This is a genomic window from Asanoa siamensis (assembly GCF_016862555.1).
GTDB classification, from domain to species: domain Bacteria; phylum Actinomycetota; class Actinomycetes; order Mycobacteriales; family Micromonosporaceae; genus Asanoa; species Asanoa siamensis.
The window spans coordinates 1-19,127 of record NZ_BONE01000119.1 but is presented as its reverse complement, the minus strand read 5'-3'; the positions used below and the strand labels follow the sequence as shown (position 1 = coordinate 19,127).

Below are 19,127 nucleotides of genomic sequence, written 5' to 3'. Positions count from 1 at the left end.
TCCGCACCGCCCGCGACAGCGGGTTCACCCTGAGCCCGGCTGATGTGTATTCCCACCCTCGCTTCCTCGACCTGCAGCAGATGTGTGGCCCCACACCGGCAGAGGCGACCATGCCCGCACCTGCCACCCGCATCGAGCTGAGCCCCACGCAACGATGGTTCTTCGCCTTACAACTTGCCCACCCCCACCGCTGGCAGCAGCGCCATCTCATATCCATCGACGTGCTGCCGCCACGAACAACGCTGGAAAGGGCGATGTCCGCGCTGATCGACGCGACGCCAGTTCTACGCACGGTCTTCGACAGCCCTGACTCCCCCGCACGCGCTCAGCACGTTGACTACGTCACCGTCGAGGTCCTCGACAGCGATGCCACCGACCAGCGGCTGGAGGCGGCGATCTCGTCGCTGCACGACACAGTCGACCACCGCGCCGCCCCGCTGCTGCGCGCCCTCGCCGTCCGCGACCAGAACGGTTCCGGGGTGCTCGTCCTGGCCGCGCATCACCTCGTCATCGATGTGTGGTCATGGCGGGTGCTGGAAGACCGGCTCCTTGCGCTGCTGTCCGGGGAACCGGCTCAACCCGACAACGGCTTCTCCGCGTTCACCGACGCCGTCCTGCGGCAGTACCGGGCAGGGGCGTTCACGCTCGATGCCGCCGAGTGGCGGCAGCGACTGGCAGCCGGCCGCACCGGACGAATGGACGCCCAGCCCCGGCGTAACCACCGACTGACCGCCGAGCTCGGATCCGCCGATCGCCTCCGCAGCCGCTGGCAACACCCACCGTCCCGGGTACTACCCGCCGCTCTTGGCCATGCGCTGGCCGTGACGGAAGGCCCGGGAGCCACCGTCGTCGATGTGGAACGCAACGGCCGCACCACCGTTGACGAGATGGATCTCAGCGCGGCCGTCGGCTGGTTCGGCCTCCACCACCCCGTCGTCGTCGAACACGTCCCGCTGACCGAGTCCGCTGTCGACCGGATCAACGCCGGCCTCGAGGAGGCGCCCGACGCCGGCCTCAGCTACGGTGCACTGCGCTGGTTACCGGCCGAGCACGACGATCTGCGGATCGGCCGGTTCGCGATGGATCTCCGCCTCCACGACGACACGGTGGAGCCGCACAGCACACCGCTGGTCCGCCGGCTCGCCGCCGTGCCCGTGTCCGCCGCAGGCACCGGCAATCTTGTGCCCTACGAGGCCACCATCACCTTCCGCCAGCAGGCCGCAGACATCCAGGCAGTCCTCGACTTCGACCCAGACCGTCTCCCGGACGCCCACGCCGCCGCGATACTCGACGCCTTGACAGACGTGATTCACCGCACGACGCCGGCCGCCGGCACGCCGGCACTCCTCCGCGCAGCCAGCATGGCCCCGGCCAGCGCGATGCAACAGATGATGCTTCACCACGCCACTGGAGGCCCCGGCCGCTACCTTCCCCGGCAGCTAATCGCGGTCTCCGGCGTCGCGGACACCGCTGCGTTCGTCGACGCGCTGCGCGACCTCTGGGCGCGCTTCGACCCCTTTCAGCGGCGCTTCCACACCGACGGCCGCACCGTCGTCCAGCGTTGGGTGCCAGACGGCGCTCCCGCGATCAGCCTCGCTCCCGGCGGCCGTCCCGCAGCCCTGCAATGGTTCGACGGCCCAGACACCGTCAGCGCCGCCGACGCCGTGACGGGGTCGCCGCTGGTCGACATCACGATCTTCGCCGAGGACGACACGATCATGCTCGGCATGCAGACTCACCACGCCCTAATGGACGGAGCCAGCAACCGCGCCTTCCTGCGCCTGCTCGACGACCTAGCAGCACACCTGGACGGCGGCCCGGCACCGCAGCTGCCGTCATCCGCGCGGATGCGCCGGCTGCTGTGCAAGCACGTCGCCGCCGAGACAGCGAACATCGCCGTTCCAATCAGTCATAGGCCACCACCTCCAGCTACGGGTGCCGGCCCGGCCATGCTCGACGTGGAGGTCTCAGCAGCCACGATGAACCAGCTACGCAGCTGGGCCTGGGACCGCCGCGTCGACACGAAAGCAGCACTGGCATCGGTCGTCGCCCACGCCGGTCGTGACATCGTCGGCGCACGCACGCTGCACGTGGTGACCAGCGGCCGCGACCCTGACATCCCCGGCTCGGCCGCGGCTCTGGGCATGTTCTGGTACTTGCACCCCGTAAGCATCGACGGCGACCGGGAATCCATCGCCTCCGCTGTCCACCAAGGCTCCCACGCACTACGCGCGGTCCGCGCCGCGGGTGCGGGATGGCCTGGCTGGAGGCCCGTGGCGATCAGCCTCAACTACCTCAAGCAGAGCCCGGCCCAGGCGCGCACCAGGATCCGGCCGCTGGCGTACCACGACGTGTTCCATTTCCCCGTCCAAGTAGAGGCCACAGTGCGCCCCGATGGCAGCGCCCGGATCCGCTGCATCACCCTCGGCGACCCGGACGCGGTAGACCAGATGGCCCGGCTCCTCGTAGACCGGCTCGACGATGGCGTTGAGATCGGCCCGGCGCAACCCGGCCCGCCGGGACGGTCCGGTACAGGAGGCCCGCATGCGACGTCTTGACCGCCGCGAGATCGTCGACCACATCGCGACTGTTGCGACCTCGGCACTCGTGCCAGCAGCGCTGCTGACGCCTGCCGGGTGGCTGCTGAGTCTGCTGGCTGCTGACGTACTGGCCGAGGCATGCCGCGACAATCCGCGCGCCAGCAACCGCGCGGTGCAGAACCGTAGTGCCATCGCCCGAGCCGGCCTTCGTGGCGTCTCTGCGGTAGCCGGGCTCGCCGCCGTCCAGAGCCGGGCGTTCCCGGTGATCGCCGGTTTTGCGGTGTTGCTCTGCGCCCAGCTCGGCGCTGGCGGTCAGGCGCTACTGCGGCGGCGGCTCGCGCAGCACCGGACACTGCCATTCATCACCCGCAACATCGACCTGGGCGAGCTTCGTATTCCCGCTCCACCTGGCCAGTTGCTGCGGCTCGTCGACGCCGGCGTGGAAAGATTCGGCACCAGCGCGATAGCAGTCGCCCTCGCCGCGACCGCCACCACCGGCCGGCCGGCGCTGGCGATATCTACCGCGCTAGCGGTCCTGGCAGGTGAGACTGCCTGTGTAGTCGCCCTGTCGACTCACGTGCGCCGCAACAGGCACCTGGCGAACCGGCGACAGGTCATCGACATCATCCGACGCCAGGTGGAGAGCTTCCAGCCACGACTGATGCTGTACGCACTTAGCCATCCGACCGACCGCGTCCACGTAGGGATGTGGCTGCCCGTATTCGAACGGCTGCCAATGCCAACCCTCATCGTGATGAGAGATCGCGAGATCTCCTACCTCATCGAGGAGGACTCCTTCGAACTCAACCCGCCTTCCTGCCCGCTTCTTGTCGGCGCATCGTTCGGCGACCTAAGAGCCGTCATTCCACAGAACGTGGGCATCACGTTCTTCCCCAGCGGCCTGATGGACAACTACCTCGTCGCCGCACACCTCCCCTCGTCGCGGTTTGTCTTGTTGAACCATGGGGACAGCGACAAGAAAAGCAGCGCCAGTCGCGCTGACCTCCTGTACGACCAGGTATGGGTATCCGGTCGGATCGGGCGAGAGCGTTATCTGCACGCACCCTTCCGTTTTGATCAGGACCGCATCATTGAGATCGGCCGGCCGCAGCTCGCCGGGTTGTTGGCCACACGACGGCCTCGCAGCTCGCCGATCGGGGTGACCGTTCTTTACGCGCCGACGTGGGAGGCGTGGAACGACGACAACAACTACTCCTCGTTAGCAGAACGTGGGGCGGACGTAGTCGAGGCCCTGTTGGCACACCCGGCTGGCCTGCGAGTGTGGTTCAAACCTCACCCCAAAACTGGGTTCTTCTCCGAACAGGCGCGGCGGGCGCAAGACGCCATCTCCGAACGGCTGGAAGCGGCGAACGCGGCGGCGCCTTCGGGGATGGCTGAGCTCCCGCACCGCACCATCGTGGACAGACAACGGATGATCCACGAATACTTCGGTGAAGTGGATCTTCTCATCACAGACGTGTCGGCAGTAGCGTCCGACTTCGTCGCCACACAGCGGCCGTTCGCTATGGTTAACATGACCTCGCCCACGAGCGAGGGTTTCCGGGATAACTTCCCCGTCGCTGCGGCCGCCTACATAATCGGCAGGAGCATGAACGACGTCGGCGATTTTATCGATCAATGTATTGGCCCTTGCCCTGCGGACCCCCTCGCCGGCACTCGCGTAGATCTGGCGAAAAGACTGCTCGGACCGGATTATCAAGACTCATTCCCTCGATTCAAACAGGCAGTCAGCGACCTCCTCAACCCTCGTGAAGTTGGGGGCACGTGATGGCCGACCTTTTGTGCTGATGGGCGAACGTTGAAGTAGAGCGTCTGAGAACGCGTAACTAGCCGGCCGCTTCGCCGGGGGGGTGGGGGCTCAGAAGCATCCGGGCGCGCGAACGGCGCGGTTGCCCCGGCTCGTGTGCTGCCTGGCCGACGGCTTAGCAGCTAACCCCTCCAGTCCCCGGGAAGGGGTTTGTCCGAGCGTCACCCCATCGCCAGCGAAACGCTGAAGGGGTACACCGCCCGGGCTCATAGATGCTCTGCATGTACCGCCCGACTGCGTCCTCGTGCGACCAGCCGGGCGAGCTTGGTCGGCTGCGGCGGCCAGCGCCACGTTGTGCCGCTTCCTCATCGTGGACATTGCATTGGACATCCATTGGCCAGTGACCGGGTGGCTGCGCCGGCGGGGGATCTGCGATGCAATCACGCACGAGCTGTAAGGCCGGCTCGCGCCCCGGGCAGACGCGCTTCGCGCCGTAGTTCGGCGAGCCACGGTCTGCGAGAACTTGACGCGCCCGTTGGACGCTCGATGACGCCGCTGCGCGCATGGACGGAGATTCAGTCGGGCTGGTACGGGTCGTGCTGGATGGCCCGGTCCCAGATCGCATCGAACGCCGCGGCACATCCCTTCGTCACGTGGGAATCGCGGCACAGCTCCATTCCGAGCTCAGCCCATTGCCCAGCACCCGTGAAGTGGTTGAAGATCACTAGCTCGTCGTCGAAGACCCAGAAATCCACCCCGGGCAGCAGCAGATCGGTGGTGCGGCGACGCGGCAGCCACCGGACCTTCTCTCCGGCGGCGACGTTGGTGAAGGTCCCGTCGTACTCGTACCGGATGTAGGGAGTGATCGGCTCGGAGATGGTCCGGGCTCGACGCATCACTACGCCCACGGTCCGTGGCAGGTTGACTGCGGCGGCCAGCTCCAGGTGCATCATCAGCGGGCTTCGTGCCGGGCCGCCGCCAGCGATGCTTTGCCGGGCACATGCGCTGGGCTCGTGCCCCGGGCGGGCGCCGCCTCGACCGCGCTGAGCCGGTGAAGCCGACACTGGCCGACTTTGGGCGAGCGTTTTCCCAGGTCAAGGTGGGCATAGTTGCCCGACACAGAACGCGTCGGCTGCTGCACTCCAGCGCGGGTGACAGCAGGTCCACGGGTTTCATCACAGTCCGCCACCGCTGCTCACCGCGCTCCGAGCCTTGGCCGGCATTATTAGCCGACCAGATCGGCAAGGCAGACCTGGTGTGCGCGAGGCGGCTGGCATTACTGCCCGACGAAATCACCGGGTCGCTCGGGGCCTTCGAAGGCCGGAGCTGTGGATAACTCAGGCACTGTGCCCGCATTATTGGCCGACAGAAGGGGCAAACCTGGCACGGCTGGCATTACTGGCCGACTGTCGAGTCAGCGGTACCCGCTATCGGCTTGACGGCGATACCTTGATCTCGATCCAGCGGGCATAACGGCACAAACTGCGCCGGGTTATACACATATTATCGCCCGACGAAACATCGAAATCGTCCGAGTTGTAGTCCTTCGCCCCAAAAATCTTGTGGATAACGAAGCTACGGCCTGCATTATTGGCCGACAGATCGAGCCGATGGCACGCATTATTGGCCGACCGCGAGGAGGCGGCAAGGTCGACGCTCAGCGCCACGTTTGCGCAGGTCAATGACGTCTCGGAGTGCTTCTTGTACTTGACTCATGGATGTTCGCCCCTATGTCGTGTCGAGCCCTCTTGGCTGGGGCCATCGCCGCAGCCAAGGACGCTTCGATGGCATGGAGCGACACGCCGGCATCGACGATGCCCCGTCCATACGGGCCACCGGTATGTCAGTCTCGTTCGCATGGCCCGGCCTAAAGCCACCCAGCTCAGTCTCATCGACGAGGTCATCGCGATGGACTCCCGCGAGGTCCCGCTCCTGGCGTACTCGTTGCCGGAAATGACGCTGGCCTACCTGCCTAAGCGGCGTCCGCCGGACACCAACCGTGTCTATACCCACTACAACGGGGACCTCGCGTTGACCGTCACGGCTGGTACAAATCCCGCCGATGGCAGCGGTACCGGCCTTCCGTACGGGCCTAAGGCTCGCCTCGTCGCGGCCAAACTCAATGCCGAGGCGGTACTCACCCAGTCGCCGGTGATCTCGCTGGGGAAGTCCGTGAGTGGCTTCTTGGCCGGCCTGGGTCTTGCATCAACCGGAGGGAAGACTGGGACTCGGAACCTTGTCGGTGAGCAGTTGAAGCGATGGGCGCGCTGCTCGATACAGATCACGTGGGCATCGGATGCAGGCAATTCTGAGCGTGATCGCGGAGGTTCGATGCCGATTGCGAAGGGCTGGGATTTCTGGTTTGACCGGAAAGAAAACCCAACGCATCCGGTACACGAGTCCGAACTGGTGTTCGCAACTGACTACTTCAACGCCCTGATCGCCAACCCGGTGCCAGCGAACCTCGAGGCATATCAGATCCTTGGACACAGCGCGATGGCCATGGATCTATACACCTGGACGGCAGCGCGGTTATGGCGTTTACGTCGCCCCGTAACGATTCCTTGGTTGCTGCTCGCTGAGCAGTTCGGCACTGGAGGGCTACCGGCGGACCCGCGGGCGCGGTCTAAGTACGTTTATGAGGTAAAAAGGGACATCGAAGCGCAGATGCCAGTCGTGCTGGCTGTTTACCACGAGGCCAAGGTGGACTGGACGCCAACGGGTATGACGCTGCGCCCGAGCAACCCGCATATCGCACCACCTGGTGGACACGGACTAGCAGGAACCCGCCGGGCGGCGACGCTACCAGCACGCCGGTTCAGAGCCGAGTTGGCTGATAGACCGCGCACCTAAACGTTGCCCGGAATGGATGCAACGACAATCGAACAGTCCACAGGCTCAGAGTGGAGGTAGGCGCCGGGCGGCTTGATCACCCCCGCCTCTCCTCCTCGGTTACAGACGCGAGGAAGGAGCACGTCCCACAAGTTCCTATAAAGACAACGACGGCCCCTGGCTATTCGCTTGGCGGCTGAAACCAGGAACCGTCGTTCATCCCTAACCGAAGGATCAGCTTTGCGCCTACCTCCGGGCGGGACCACATGTCTTTGTGGCGACCCGCTTCTACTTTAACGGAGCCGGCGGACAGTTTCACGGGGCAGGGGGAGATTTTCCCGCGTGTCCTGCCTGACAGCACTTCTTCGCGTGACAAGGCGACCGATTTGTCACGCGATGGGGGCATAGAGACTTCCGCCGCTTCCGACTTCCGTCACTCAATGGCGGCCTGGACGAAGCCATCCGGGCTCCCTTCTTGTCGCGGCCGCGTCCACCACGGCCCACAAGCGGTCGTTCGCCGGCATGCTGCCGGCGAACAGCGCGAGTGCGAGCCATGCGCGATCGCGGGCCGGCACAAGCTCGGTGTTACGCGCGCCCCCGGTCTGGTCTGCTGCCTGCGCTGCTGGGAGTTCCACGAGCGTTTCGGCTTCCGAGCGAGCGAGCAGGCGCCGCACGACGTTGACCGCTGCCGGCTGTGCCGCCCGTCAGCCGAACCGGACGAGAACGGCGCCGGAGTGCCGATGGTGGGCTCCCTGCTGCCGTACAACCCGGTGGACCGACCCCTATCCGCCAGCCGACCAGCGCTGACCAACCCCTGGCAGACGGTCGATATCGCGCGCCAGTTGGCCGAGGAGCACGCCGCGTCCGGACGGGCTCTGCGCCTCGGCCACGACTTCGGCCGCATCGAGGTCGCTGTCACCGAGGTGTACGCAGCCCTCACAGTGGCGTACGGACCTGTGGTGCGCCCATCGGTACACGAGATCTACACCAGAGTCGGCTGCCGCGAACGTCGCGCTCAGTACGCGCTGCGTGCGTTACAGCGGGCGGGACTGCTTTACCAGCACGCCGACGGCTGCATGGTGCGCGACGAAAACGGCGACATGCAACGGCTTGCCGCCGAGTACGAGCTGCGTGTCCCCTTGGCCTACCTCGAGCGTGCCCAGGTCATGGATGAACTCGACGAGACAGTGGACCGTGATCGCCTGGACCTTTACCTGGACGCCGCAGCTAACGCCCGGGCCCTTCTCTCGGGCTTCGCAGAGGAAGCCCCGGCCACAGGCGCCCCGCTGGTTGATCAAGCACAAGAGGTCCGGCTCAATGCGCCTGTGGACAATCCCTGCACCCCATTTTTGGGTTTACTCTCCATGAAGAGAAGTGGATCTTCTTCCCCTACGGAATGCCCGCAAAAGAGAAACTTTCCCCGAGAAAATCTCTACGAAAGAGAGCTTTCCCCACTCCCCCTAGAGCATCCTAGGACGCGAAGGGGATATGCGCTCGCTCGCAAACTCGTTGAACGGGCACCGCGGTGGCGGGCAGTACCCCTGCCCTCCCTCGCTGCTGCCCTTGAGCCTTTGGCCGCACGCAGCTGGACGGCTTTCCAGGTCGACCGAGCCGCCGAGACCTACGGCCAGGTCAGCTCGAGCTCGGGCCTTTATCGCGTACTACAGGCCGTCGTCGCCTTTGTAATCGGTGATGACCACCGTCGACAAGGCCGAGTGTCGCGGATGACCGTCCGGATCGTCGAAGCCGCGCTAGCTGCCGAGCACGGCCCGCCCGTGTGGAGCGACACCAGCACCGCAGCCCAGACCGCGTACGGCATCGCTGCGGAAGCGCGCGCCCGCAGCCGGCAGCGGAAGACCTCGCCGGCCGGCTGGGATCGGCTCATCGAACTCACCGATCCGGAGGCGGCCGTGGCCGCCGCTCGCAGCGCGCGGATCCACGCGCGCGCCCGCCACCGAGCCGCGAGCGAGCGCGCCCGTCGGAGCGACGGCCACTGTTGACCGGTGCCCGGGACCGGACACCGTCCCACCCGACCCCTTACACAGTTCGCGGCATCCTGGCCCCCAGCGACTGTGTGAGTTCGCCGCCGCACCGGGAGGCCCGCCGCCGCATCCGCCTGGCCGCCCGGGCGAGCCGATAGCGGCGCGAAGGCGAAGGAACTGGGCGCGGTCGGTTCCGGCGGCGACCTCTACGCCGACGCGCGCTCGGCTCGCGGACGGCGTACGTCCGTGAGGCCTTCCTGGGTGGTGGTTGCGGGTTCTCCTTCGTGACCGCCGAGCAGAGCCGCAGATCGCCGGGCTCATGCAAGACCGTCCAACAAAGCCCTGCTGACCTGTCTGGGTCTCACACCCGGGCTGGGGTGGTCCTGACCCACACTGCGCCAGCCGCCAGGACGTGGTTCCACCCAGCTTCAGACCAACTGGCTCAGGTCGCGTGCAATCACCTGGGCAATCGCGTCGAACTGTGCGATCAGCGGGTCATTGGGCTTCATCCAGAAGTGGACCGGCTCCTGGGCCTTGACACTCTCTGCGACCTGCACGTTCTCCGACACGTACGGCAGCAGCATGTCGCCATAGAACGTCTTGAACTCCTCGAAAATCTCCAGGTAGAAGATGCCGCGGTTCTTCACGTAGCCGTTGAACAGGATGTAGCGCAGGACCGCCGCTCCCCCGGAGAACTCGAACTGCTCCTGGGCCGTGGCGATGAGCGACTTGAGCCCGTGCAGGGTGTCGTCATCCTTGGTGTCCGGCTTCACGCAGCCGACAACGTAGTCAGCAGCACCCAGCTCGGTCAGCTCGAGCGTGTCGAAGGTGCCGCGGCTATCGATGAGCAGAACGTCCACAGTGCCCGCAGGGAGGGTTTCGATCGCCTTTCGCAGCCAATGCAGCCCGGCCTTCGACCGCGATCCGGGGCGGCCCGCATTGCGGATGTCCTCCGAGGCGATCGCCATGTCCCGCGAGCCGAGGACCAGATACAGATTGGGGATGGCCTCGAAGCAGGCATCGGTATCCCACCGCTCGTCGTCGATCAGCTCACCGGACTCGGCTCGCTGGACGGATGTGATGCGGGTCCGGGCCGGTAGCAGCGCCCCTTTGAGATCAAGATTGCCCACCAGCACCTCGTAGATGTTCGGCATGCTGCTCAGCCGGGAATACATCACCTCGGTGCGCTGTGGGTAATGCTTTCGGTTGGTGACGCCGTAGCCGAGGTAGGTCGACGCCGCCATGGTCTGGTCGCAGTCGACGACGGCGACGCGTAGGCCCATCCGGGACAGTGCGACTGCGGTGTTGGTGATCCCCGTTGTCTTGCGAGTTCCACCGCCCTCGTTGGCGTAGGCCACAACGAGGGGGCCATCAGGATACATGCGACGGGTGAGGGGCATCTGCGCCGGCAGCGCGATCGGAGTGCGTTCGGGTTGAGTCACGGGAAGGGCTCCAGGGAGCTCAGAGTTTCGTTGACGAAACTGCCAGAAGGGCTTGCTGATAGTCCGTGGTGTCGTAGCCCGCGCCGCTCTGCAGGCGCGCCAGATAGCCAGCGGCGCGGTCGTCCAAGCGGTCCCCCGCGGCGCGCAGAGAAAGTTCATCGGTCGCCAGCGCGATCGCGTACGCCATCCTCAAGACGCCGTCCTCCGACGCCTCAAGATCCGCAACGTAGCTGAGCCGGTCTCCGCCACTCTCGGCTGGTCCCCCGGTGATCTGAAGGGCGAGGTCTAACGCCGGCGCGGAAGCCTCCAATATCGAGTGCACGACAACAAAGCGAGTGGCGTCGTCGAGCTTGGGCCAAGTCTGCGACTCCACGACCTTCACGCACGAGTCGATGCGGCCAGCAACGAGATCGGCTCCCGCCCACCGGCCGACCGGACGCGGCACGAGCTTGCCGGGCCGGGCTTGAGCGGGAACCCGGGACTCATCACCGGCAGAGGTTTCGTCGACGAAACCCGCGCCTTCCTTACCAGCGGTACGGTCTCTCCCGCTCGTTTCTGCCGGCCCCGTGGCAGCAGCTTGTTCTTGACCCGCGGTCTCTGCGTGACCGAGTCCGGCATCTGGGCCCGATGCCGTCGGCGACGAAGGACCGGCACCAGCCGGGGTCGGGTTCTCGGCCACCTCTGCGGCCGTCGGCGTCTCGCCCAGCAGGATCTCGCAGGCGGCCTTGGCGGTGATGCCCTTGGCCTGCATGAGCGCCCAGCCCTCCTCGATCCGCTCCTGCGTCTTCAGCTTGGTGACCAGAAGGTAGGAAGGCTCCAGGCCCGGCTCGCCCTGGCGTATCGACCGTCGCAGCGGTCCATCCTCAAGGACGAGCAAGGCCACCCGCTTTGAGATGTCGGAGCGACGCTTGATGGCAGGGTGCCCGCCGAGCCGCTCCAAGATCTGGTCGTAGGTAAGACCTTCCTCGCGGCGGATTCGATCGATGAGCTGGGCTTCCTGGATGAGGTCCCAGCCCTTGCGATACCCGTTCTCGCTGAGCAGGACAAAGTCGCCCTGCTCGACCAGCTTGTTACGGAGCACTACGGCGATCTTGCCTTCTGGCGTAAGCAGATCGAGCTGCGCCCGATAGCGGCGCTCCCCGGCCAGCAGCACCCATTCCACGTCCGGACCGAAGGCGCCGTTGTACTGCGGGTACTTGGCCACGTACGCGTTAACGGACGCTACCGCCGGATCCTGGATCAGCTCGTCGGTGCTTTCGACGTTGTGCCTGAACTCGGCGAACTCGTCGGTCAGGTACTCCCACTCCTCGCGCAGGTTCCGAGGATTCGGGGCGATCGACTTCAACGCCGTCAGGAACCGCTGACCCTCCTGCCGGGCGTTGAACTGTCCGCGGGGCGCCATAGACGCGGATCCGGTTGACGGCGACGACGTCGTATCGGGCGGCGGTGGAGGCGCAGCGGTGGCAGCGGCTCTGCTCTTTGTGCGGGGCATCCATGGCTCCAGAGTCGACGCGAAGCTTGATGGGTAGACCATAGCGTGAGCGCCCGCCCCGACTTAGGACGCCACTCCCGTCGCCGCACGCTTCGCACAACCGGGCTCGAACAGTTCAAGGCCATGGATTCGCCAGGGCGCGCGACCAACGTCGACCAGAGTTTCGTCGACGAAACTCTGGTCTGACTTGCCTAGAAGTACGGGATTGCAGTCCGTCCACGTCGTGCGATCTCATCGAGGTTTCGTCGACGAAACCACCCGCCCCGATCCTGCGGAGTTTCGCTGACGAAACTTCGCGGCCGACCCGGTCCAGATCATCGGAGCTCCGAGCAACCCCGGCCGAGCGCCGGCGAAGTTTCGTCGACGAAACCTCGCGGACTCATCCATCATGCGGCCCGAATGGCGACGGTCATCTCCGCAGCGTGACCGTAGGCCTCGGTCGGGTGATCAGACCGTTGCCGAGCCAGGGCAAATGCTCGCGGCCCCGCGCTCATGCGCCAACGTTCCGGCCGTTCAGCACTCGACGGCCCGACTTCAATGCACCACTCCGGTCTCCTTGCACAACCGGACTGACGACCCTTTGATTGGCCCTCCTGGACTCGTTCCAACCGTCCCTGCAGTCTCGGGCCTCCGGCGCACGTGGAACCGGCCCTGTTCTAAACGACCCGAAACTAATCCCCGCTCCGGTCGGTCAGCCAGTCCGTGACGTCCCAAGGCCATTCTCACAACATGACGATAATGGCGTAACGTAGCGTGACGAGCGCGTTCGTGGCGACCTGGTCGGGGGCTATGCGATCCCTCACCAGTCAGAGGCCGGTTCTCTCGCGGCGTGTCGATGCATCAACCGCTCCCGGGCACCTGATTTAGCACATCGGTCAGCATGCTGCATCGCCCCCACAGCGACGTTGCTCGGCCGGCGCCGATCAGGAGGACGATAATTTTGCCATCCGCCGTCTAGCAGGACGACCGGGATCTAGCTCCGGATCGGTCGACGGCTCCTCAGGGTTAGCGGAACGGTTAGCGAGAGCGTTGCGGGCCATCAGGGTCGATCTGGCGTGCCCGCTAACGGAGCCGCAGCGGCCGGCGCTGATCGCGGTAGTCTTCATCGCCTTCCTACGCTGCCTGGCGCCATTGCAGAGCGATGTTCGTGCCCTGCCGGTCATCTCGGCGCGAATGGCAAGATGTGCCAGCGACCGTCAGCTCCCGGTTCCGTGCGCGCGAGCGTCCGTGTACACCGGTCCTCACGATGTGCTTCGGGCGCTTGGGGTGGCTTAGCAGATACAGAGCCTCAAAGGCTGCATCAGTCGAGCTGTCCTGAATGGAGGCAGAAAACAGGGCGGGCGGCTGAGTCGTTCGGCTTGCCGTAGCACTCTCAACATGGGACTTCATCGCGGACGCGGCGGGCCTGGTCAGGCGCCCGGGTACGTGGCCGTGGAGGGCGCTCGCTTGACTCGTTCGCATCCACTGTGGGGAGGCGAGCCAGGGTTCTGCAGAGGTGGCGCGGTACGCGCCGCTCATGGCGTAAAGATTATCTTTACGCCATGCCATACTCATGCCATGAGTCGTATGGCTGACAAGCCAGCGCCGCGATACAAGCTCCAAGACGCCGCTAAGGCGGCTGCGGAAATCAGGAAGCTTCGCGTCGAAGCGCGCGATCCTGACCTCGACGTGAGCTTTCCTGTCGAAGTGCGTGACGACGACGACGTCGACGCGGTCGTCGAATACGCCCATCGCCACCGGCGGGTAACCCCGCTGGTCCTAGGTGCCGAGCTTGAGTTTCGATCCACGCTGCTGGAGTACCAGCGCCAGCGAGACACCGACAGGCACGAGCGTCGTGTCCTCGCGATGCTGGAGGCAGGTCGGCAGCTCGGCGTCCGGCCGGCGGTGTACGGCGCACCGATGGGACTGCGCAGCAGGCAAGCCGTCTACCACCGCCGAGTCACTTTGGCTGCGCGCACGTCAGTCCACATCAGCGATGAGGGCCGGGCGCAGGAGTGGCTGGACGAGCACGTCGTCGAGCTCCGCGGCCTGGCCGACCTTCTTATCGACCATCGCGACGAGCTTCTGCTGTTGGTTGATGACGGGCCGGCCCGCGAGAAGCTGGCCAACGACATCGATAATGCGGGCGCCTTGATGAGTACGCGCCGCCCGACGATGGATTTCTGCGGGGCGGTCGCGTACGCGATTTTCGGGCTTCGCCCCGGGGCAGCGCGGCCGGCAGCAGACCGGGCGGTCCGCGAGCAGCTCGCGCAGGGCCTGCGCCTGCTGTGGTAGCCAGCCTGGTTCTTCCGGGAACGGTGCGGCAGCGGTTGTTCTGGTACGAGGGCGGCTGTTTAGCAAAGGATCGCCCACTCGGCATGCCACAGCCAGCGTGGGCTAGCCGGCCCGGTGGATGGGACTCCCGCGACGCTGCGGGGGAGAAGTTGGTCGAGCGGCGGCGGTGACGTTCTGCCGCGGGTCGGGTAGGTCAGATCCCTGGCGAGCGATGCGCCCGTGACACGCACGCCGGTCAGCTGCAAGGCGGCGAGAGCCGCGACCTGGTCGCTGCCCGGGGGGCGGCTGGGCAGCCCTTCCTGGAGCGAAGCGGAACCGGATGGCGGCGCGGGGACGTGTGCACCGTGGAACGGGAGAGTGGGTCTCGTGGGAAAAGGGCCGCGGTGGGCGCGGTCCTCGGCAACCTTGCCGCCGGCCAGGCAGCTCACGCGGTCTCCAGGTCGAACAGGGTGGCCTGCGCGATGCAGCCGCTGAGCCGGTCACGGTGGTGCTGATCCCATGGGCCGGTCGCCGCGTGCGCCGGGCAGTGGCGATCCGGATCGCTGTCCTGGATGAGCACACGTACGCCGCAGGTCGGGCACGGCACCCAGGTGACCCGAAACGGGCTGGCCGGACCGGCCTTAGCGATGATCTGCGCCATGGTCCGGTTGTCCTGGAACGGCATCGCGGTCGCCTGCTCGACGGCCAGGATCCGCTGGGCGGTGCCCGGGTTCGCGCGGGCCGAGATCAGCAAGTCGCGTTCGCCGGCGAGCACGCACATCCGGCAGCTGAGCCTGGACATGCCCAGGTTCTTGTAGGCCGGGTGGTAGGGGACTCCGGCCGCGCGAATGCCGGCCCAGACCTGGTCGGTGCTGAGCTCGTGGATGGGCAGCCAGTCGTAGACCTTGCGGGTGTGCAGAGTCGACGCCCGGGGATTGAAAGACCACACCGGACGGCTGGCGCGGCGGGGCGACTCGGCGGCGCGGAAACCGAAGGTCTGTACCACCACCATGGGGCGGCCGGTTACGCCGAGTTGGGCTCCTTGCGCCCGGATGAATCGTTCCGATGGGGCGGTCTTGTGCTCGCGGGTGCAGAACCGGAACTGCAGCCGAGGGAACCCACGGGGGGAGCCGTCGATGCGCCGCCTGGCGGCGATGTCGTCGATGAGGTCCGGGCCGTCGCGGTGGGTGACGATGAACGGCAGCCCGTACCGGGCGGCTTGCTCGGCGGCGAGCTCGCAGGTGCCAGCCCATTCGACGCCGTCGTGCGGATCGTCACCCAGGCCGTTGTGCTGCACCCAGATCCGGCGCTCGGTGATCAGCCTGTCCAGGAGGCCGGCCTCCCGCAGCCGGTCGGCGGCCGCGCGGATCATTTCTTGCGAGTCCTTGCCGCCCGAGGAATTCAGCAGCCAGAGATCCACCTCGGCGGGATTGCCGCCCGGCCCGAACGGGAACACGAAATCCGCCAGCGGCTGCGGCTTGGCAGCCGGCTTGCCGGCTCTGTTGGTGGTGGGCACTGGCGAACCTCCGTTGTCATCGCGATCGGGGAGAGGGGCCGCCTCGCGCCCATTTGGGGGCGCTCCTTGACGACTTCTGGTGACACCCGGGAGACCCCAAGCTACCTATAATGATACCTCCTCCGGAAGGTTCGCGCCAGATCCACAATGTCTTTGAGCTGCAGAAATATGCGCCTGTGTGGGCCGCCGCCAGTCGCCTCACCCGGGGCGATCGGCGTTACCCGGCACCGCGGAAGGACCGGGCGGTCCGCTATGCGGAGTGCCTGGTGCCACATCGGGTGGGGTCCGCCCGGCCGCCTGGGCTGCCGGGCGGACCAGACTCACTCGTCGCGGGTGTCCTCGCCGTACGTGTTCGCGCCGCCTTGGTCGACCTCGACGAGCAGCGGACCGTGGCCGGTATCGATGGCGTCGTTCTCGATGCTGACGTAGACGCCGTCGTTGCGGCGCCGGACCATCACCTCCACACCGAGTACGGCGAGCCAGAAATGGTCGGAGAGGTCACCGTCGCCCGGCACGCCCTGATAGCGCCAGGCAACGGACTCGCCGATGTCGGTCAAGTCGTGCCGGGTGAAATTCGGGTGGTCGCCGGGCTGACTCGGGCGAGGACGCCTGCGCTTCGCGTCGACCGCTTCTACCGGGATGCCGAGCAACGCGGCGACCTGGTCGACGGTGAAGTCTCCACCCACGAACAGCAGCGAGGTGTCGTCCGGTCCTTCGACCTCGATGCCGTCGGAGTAGAGAACCACCTGGCAGGCGCCGGTTGCTAGTAGCGCCAGCAGCAGTGTGCGCAGTGCCGCACCAGGAGTCACTGGGGCGGCGTCAGCGTCGCTGCACGAGTCGCCGGGCGGGACGTGCAGCCATCCCTTCCGTGCGGCCCGCAGCGACCGGCCGCACCGCTGGCAGGTGGAGCGCTTCGAGCGGCTCATCGACGGCCCGCCGCTTGGTCGCCGGTCGCGATGTTCTCGGCGGTCAGCAGGTACGCCTCGGCGACGTCGCGCTGCTGCACTCCGCGGGAGGTTGCCTGGCACTCAAGGTCGGCGAGCACGCCGTCGAGCCCGCGTTCGCGCACCTTGTCGGTTAGCGAGGCCAGATCGAGGCTGCCGTCGGGCCGCCGGATCGGGTCCAGGTCGGCGAGCGCGGTCAGGCGGTGCTCGGGAACGTCGGCGCTGAACGACTCACGCACCGACCAAGACAGGCGGACCAGCCCGCCCAGGGCCGGGCTCATGTCTTCGATCTCCATGTCCGTCCTTCCTGCCCGGCCGGGCCGGGCCAACCGGTCTTCTGATAGGGAAGCCGAGGCATCCTCGACGTCGCCCTATAATGATACCCCATCCAGTCGCGGGACAACAGGTCCACATTGGATTGACGCGCTGAGGTGGGCCACGCGGCTTGGCCAGCCGGGCCTTCGGCGACGCGGAGATGACACCGCGTCGGTCGCGCCCTCTGGGTGCTGCGCGGGATGCCGCCGTACGGGGGCATCAGGGTCTAGGCGAGGAACCGCTACGGCAACGCGGTGCGCGCCCACCATGACCTGTTCCGCTTTCGGGCTGACCAAATCCGTCCACAGTAGACTAGCGGTCAGTGAAGGGGTATCATTATAGACCGGCCCGCACCCATTGCCGTCAACCCGGCACGTCACACCGACTTTCGCCACGCGACGGCGGGCTGAATCTGACCGCGCCGGATCAGCCCGGCGCCCGACCGGGAAGGGACACCAGTGACTGACCTCGCCGAGGACATCGTCACCACGAGCGCGGCCGAGGAGGCGACGGGACGACGGCCGCACCTGGTCGAAGTCGACCCGGGCACCCTGGTACTCCGCGCGAACTACTCGCGCGTGAATGCGAAGAAGTCGCTCGACCCGGACTTCCTCGCTTCGGTCAAGGAACACGGCGTACTCCAAGCGATCACGGCCTACGAGGACGGCGACGAACTCGTCGTCCTCATGGGGGAGCGCCGAACCCTCGCCGCGATCGACGGCGGCCGCGAGACGGTGCCGGTCATGGTGGTCCCGCGGCCCGGGACCGGCGTACAAACCGTCGTTCGTCAGGTCGACGAGAACGCTCGCCGGGCTGGCCTGACCGCCGGCGACCGGGTCAAGGCCACCGAGCAGCTCGCGGCCTTCGGCCTGGCTGCGGGAGACATCGCCAAGCAACTCAGGACACCCAAGAAGGACGTGGAGCAAGCGCTGCGGGTAGCACGGCACGCGGCAGCGTCCAAGATTGTCGCGCGGTACAGCGCAGTCACCCTCGACGTCGCCGCCGCCATCTCCGAACTCGACCCCAGACAGGACCGCGACGCGATCAAGCAGATCAGCGTGGCGGCAGCAAAGGGCAAGAACGTCGAATACGAGATCCGCCAGGCGCAAAAGGACCGCCAGCTTCGGGATGAGACCGAGAAGGCGCTGGCCGCGCTAGCCCAGGCGGGTGTGACCGTCATTGACGCGCCGGCGGACACCCATGGCGACAAGCGGGTGCTGAGCAAGTGGGCCTCGCCGGACGGCAACGGGCTCAGCGAGAAGACCCACCGCGACTGCCCCGGCCATGCGGCCTACCTCGTCAACGACTACTGGCGCATCAACGTCGTCTACGTCTGCACCGACCCGAAGGCCAACAAGCACCGCAAGTACGCCTACTCGTCGCTCAGCGGATCCACGAGCCCCGAGAAGCAGCGCGAGGAGCGGCGCGAGGTCATCGCCAACAACAAGGCCTGGGCCATCGCGACCGAGGTCCGCCAGGACTTCGTCAAGGAGCTGTGCCAGCGGAAAACCCCGCCGCAAGGCACCGTGATGTTCCTCGCCCAGGCGCTGCTCGACGACGAAGGCCACTGGCTCCGTGAGGCGATGGAGAAGGGCGACGCACACGCGCTGTCGTGGCTCGGTATCAAAGCCCCCACGTACGGGCGCAGTTCCGACCTCTCGAAGCTGCTCGCCGGCGCCAACGACGCACGGGCACTGATGCTGATGCTGACCGTCGTGCTCGGGGCGCACGAGAAGGGCAGCGAGTTTGGCACTTGGCGCAGCCCGCGGGCGTACACCGTTCGCTACCTAAGGTTCCTGGAGACGCAGGGATACGTCCTGACCGATGTCGAGCGCATCCTGGTCAAGCGGGCCGAGCCCAAGAAGGCCACGCGGCCCAGGCAAGCCGCCGAGCCCGAGCTCGACGACACGACCCCGGACTCAGACGAACCCGCCGAGCCCGAGCTCGACGACACGACCCCGGACTCAGACGAACCCGACCAGCCTCACCAGTAGGGGAGAGGGGCGGCTGACCTGGCTGCGCCGCAGCCAGGTCAGCCGCCCC

The 19,127-nt window shown here is 66.5% G+C and carries 13 protein-coding genes; 6 read left to right on the top strand and 7 right to left on the bottom strand.

Annotated elements, in window-relative coordinates; genetic code table 11:
• Together Asi02nite_RS38300 and Asi02nite_RS38295 are read left to right on the top strand one after the other, a co-directional pair.
• Positions 1-2,558, top strand: a 2,558-nt coding sequence (locus Asi02nite_RS38300) for a condensation domain-containing protein (protein WP_203718957.1), incomplete at its 5' end; no start/stop codon positions are given.
• On the top strand, positions 2,545-4,329 hold the full coding sequence (locus tag Asi02nite_RS38295; RefSeq protein ID WP_203718956.1) for a CDP-glycerol glycerophosphotransferase family protein: 1,785 nt from the start codon (positions 2,545-2,547) through the stop codon (positions 4,327-4,329). The genes Asi02nite_RS38300 and Asi02nite_RS38295, both read left to right, overlap by 14 nt.
• Before the next feature lie 554 nt (positions 4,330-4,883).
• Here the strand turns inward: Asi02nite_RS38295 and Asi02nite_RS38290 are convergent.
• Together Asi02nite_RS38290 and Asi02nite_RS38285 are read right to left on the bottom strand one after the other, a co-directional pair.
• A complete protein-coding gene (locus tag Asi02nite_RS38290) occupies positions 4,884-5,261 on the bottom strand; it encodes a DUF6879 family protein (RefSeq protein WP_239127605.1) in 378 nt (125 codons plus the stop codon).
• Between the two features lie 474 nt (positions 5,262-5,735).
• Positions 5,736-5,975 carry a hypothetical protein gene (locus Asi02nite_RS38285; RefSeq protein WP_203718955.1) on the bottom strand — a complete coding sequence of 80 codons (240 nt, stop codon included), beginning with the start codon at positions 5,973-5,975 and terminating at the stop codon, positions 5,736-5,738.
• A 190-nt stretch (positions 5,976-6,165) separates the two neighbouring features.
• Between Asi02nite_RS38285 and Asi02nite_RS38280 the strand changes: the two genes are divergently transcribed.
• Together Asi02nite_RS38280 and Asi02nite_RS38275 are read left to right on the top strand one after the other, a co-directional pair.
• Positions 6,166-7,161, top strand: coding sequence for a replication protein RepA (locus Asi02nite_RS38280; RefSeq protein WP_203718954.1), 996 nt, complete (start codon positions 6,166-6,168; stop codon positions 7,159-7,161).
• 419 nt (positions 7,162-7,580) lie between these two features.
• Positions 7,581-9,140 (top strand): hypothetical protein, encoded by a 1,560-nt coding sequence (locus Asi02nite_RS38275; RefSeq protein WP_203718953.1) that lies wholly within the window; start codon positions 7,581-7,583, stop codon positions 9,138-9,140.
• A gap of 410 nt (positions 9,141-9,550) precedes the next feature.
• Here Asi02nite_RS38275 and Asi02nite_RS38270 read toward each other — a convergent pair whose 3' ends face one another.
• Together Asi02nite_RS38270 and Asi02nite_RS38265 are read right to left on the bottom strand one after the other, a co-directional pair.
• Positions 9,551-10,564 (bottom strand): ParA family protein, encoded by a 1,014-nt coding sequence (locus Asi02nite_RS38270; protein WP_203718952.1) that lies wholly within the window; start codon positions 10,562-10,564, stop codon positions 9,551-9,553.
• 19 nt (positions 10,565-10,583) lie between these two features.
• On the bottom strand, positions 10,584-11,909 hold the full coding sequence (locus Asi02nite_RS38265) for a ParB/RepB/Spo0J family partition protein (RefSeq protein ID WP_203718951.1): 1,326 nt from the start codon (positions 11,907-11,909) through the stop codon (positions 10,584-10,586).
• 1,713 nt (positions 11,910-13,622) lie between these two features.
• Here Asi02nite_RS38265 and Asi02nite_RS38260 point away from each other — a divergent pair.
• Entirely contained in the window at positions 13,623-14,330 is a 708-nt protein-coding gene (locus Asi02nite_RS38260; RefSeq protein WP_203718950.1) for a hypothetical protein, read from the top strand.
• A gap of 424 nt (positions 14,331-14,754) precedes the next feature.
• Here the strand turns inward: Asi02nite_RS38260 and Asi02nite_RS38255 are convergent, their stop codons facing one another.
• The 3 genes from Asi02nite_RS38255 to Asi02nite_RS38245 form a co-directional block, all read right to left on the bottom strand.
• Positions 14,755-15,825, bottom strand: a complete 1,071-nt coding sequence (locus Asi02nite_RS38255) for a phosphoadenosine phosphosulfate reductase domain-containing protein (protein ID WP_203718949.1) — start codon at positions 15,823-15,825, stop codon at positions 14,755-14,757.
• A 320-nt stretch (positions 15,826-16,145) separates the two neighbouring features.
• A complete protein-coding gene (locus Asi02nite_RS38250) occupies positions 16,146-16,634 on the bottom strand; it encodes a hypothetical protein (protein ID WP_203718948.1) in 489 nt (162 codons plus the stop codon).
• 113 nt (positions 16,635-16,747) lie between these two features.
• A complete protein-coding gene (locus Asi02nite_RS38245) occupies positions 16,748-17,065 on the bottom strand; it encodes a hypothetical protein (protein ID WP_203718947.1) in 318 nt (105 codons plus the stop codon).
• A 477-nt stretch (positions 17,066-17,542) separates the two neighbouring features.
• Between Asi02nite_RS38245 and Asi02nite_RS38240 the strand changes: the two genes are divergently transcribed.
• Positions 17,543-19,078: a ParB/RepB/Spo0J family partition protein gene (locus tag Asi02nite_RS38240; RefSeq protein WP_203718946.1), complete on the top strand. Its 1,536-nt coding sequence runs from the start codon at positions 17,543-17,545 to the stop codon at positions 19,076-19,078.
• The last annotated feature ends 49 nt before the right edge of the window (positions 19,079-19,127 follow it).

What these genes read in the sequence shown, in the direction of transcription:
- Asi02nite_RS38245 (WP_203718947.1), bottom strand. Translation starts at nt 17,065, where the DNA reads ATGGAGATCGAAGACATGAGCCCGGCCCTGGGCGGGCTGGTCCGCCTG.
- Asi02nite_RS38275 (WP_203718953.1), top strand. Translation starts at nt 7,581, where the DNA reads ATGGCGGCCTGGACGAAGCCATCCGGGCTCCCTTCTTGTCGCGGCCGC.
- Asi02nite_RS38260 (WP_203718950.1), top strand. Translation starts at nt 13,623, where the DNA reads ATGGCTGACAAGCCAGCGCCGCGATACAAGCTCCAAGACGCCGCTAAG.
- Asi02nite_RS38295 (WP_203718956.1), top strand. Translation starts at nt 2,545, where the DNA reads ATGCGACGTCTTGACCGCCGCGAGATCGTCGACCACATCGCGACTGTT.
- Asi02nite_RS38290 (WP_239127605.1), bottom strand. Translation starts at nt 5,261, where the DNA reads ATGATGCACCTGGAGCTGGCCGCCGCAGTCAACCTGCCACGGACCGTG.
- Asi02nite_RS38280 (WP_203718954.1), top strand. Translation starts at nt 6,166, where the DNA reads ATGGCCCGGCCTAAAGCCACCCAGCTCAGTCTCATCGACGAGGTCATC.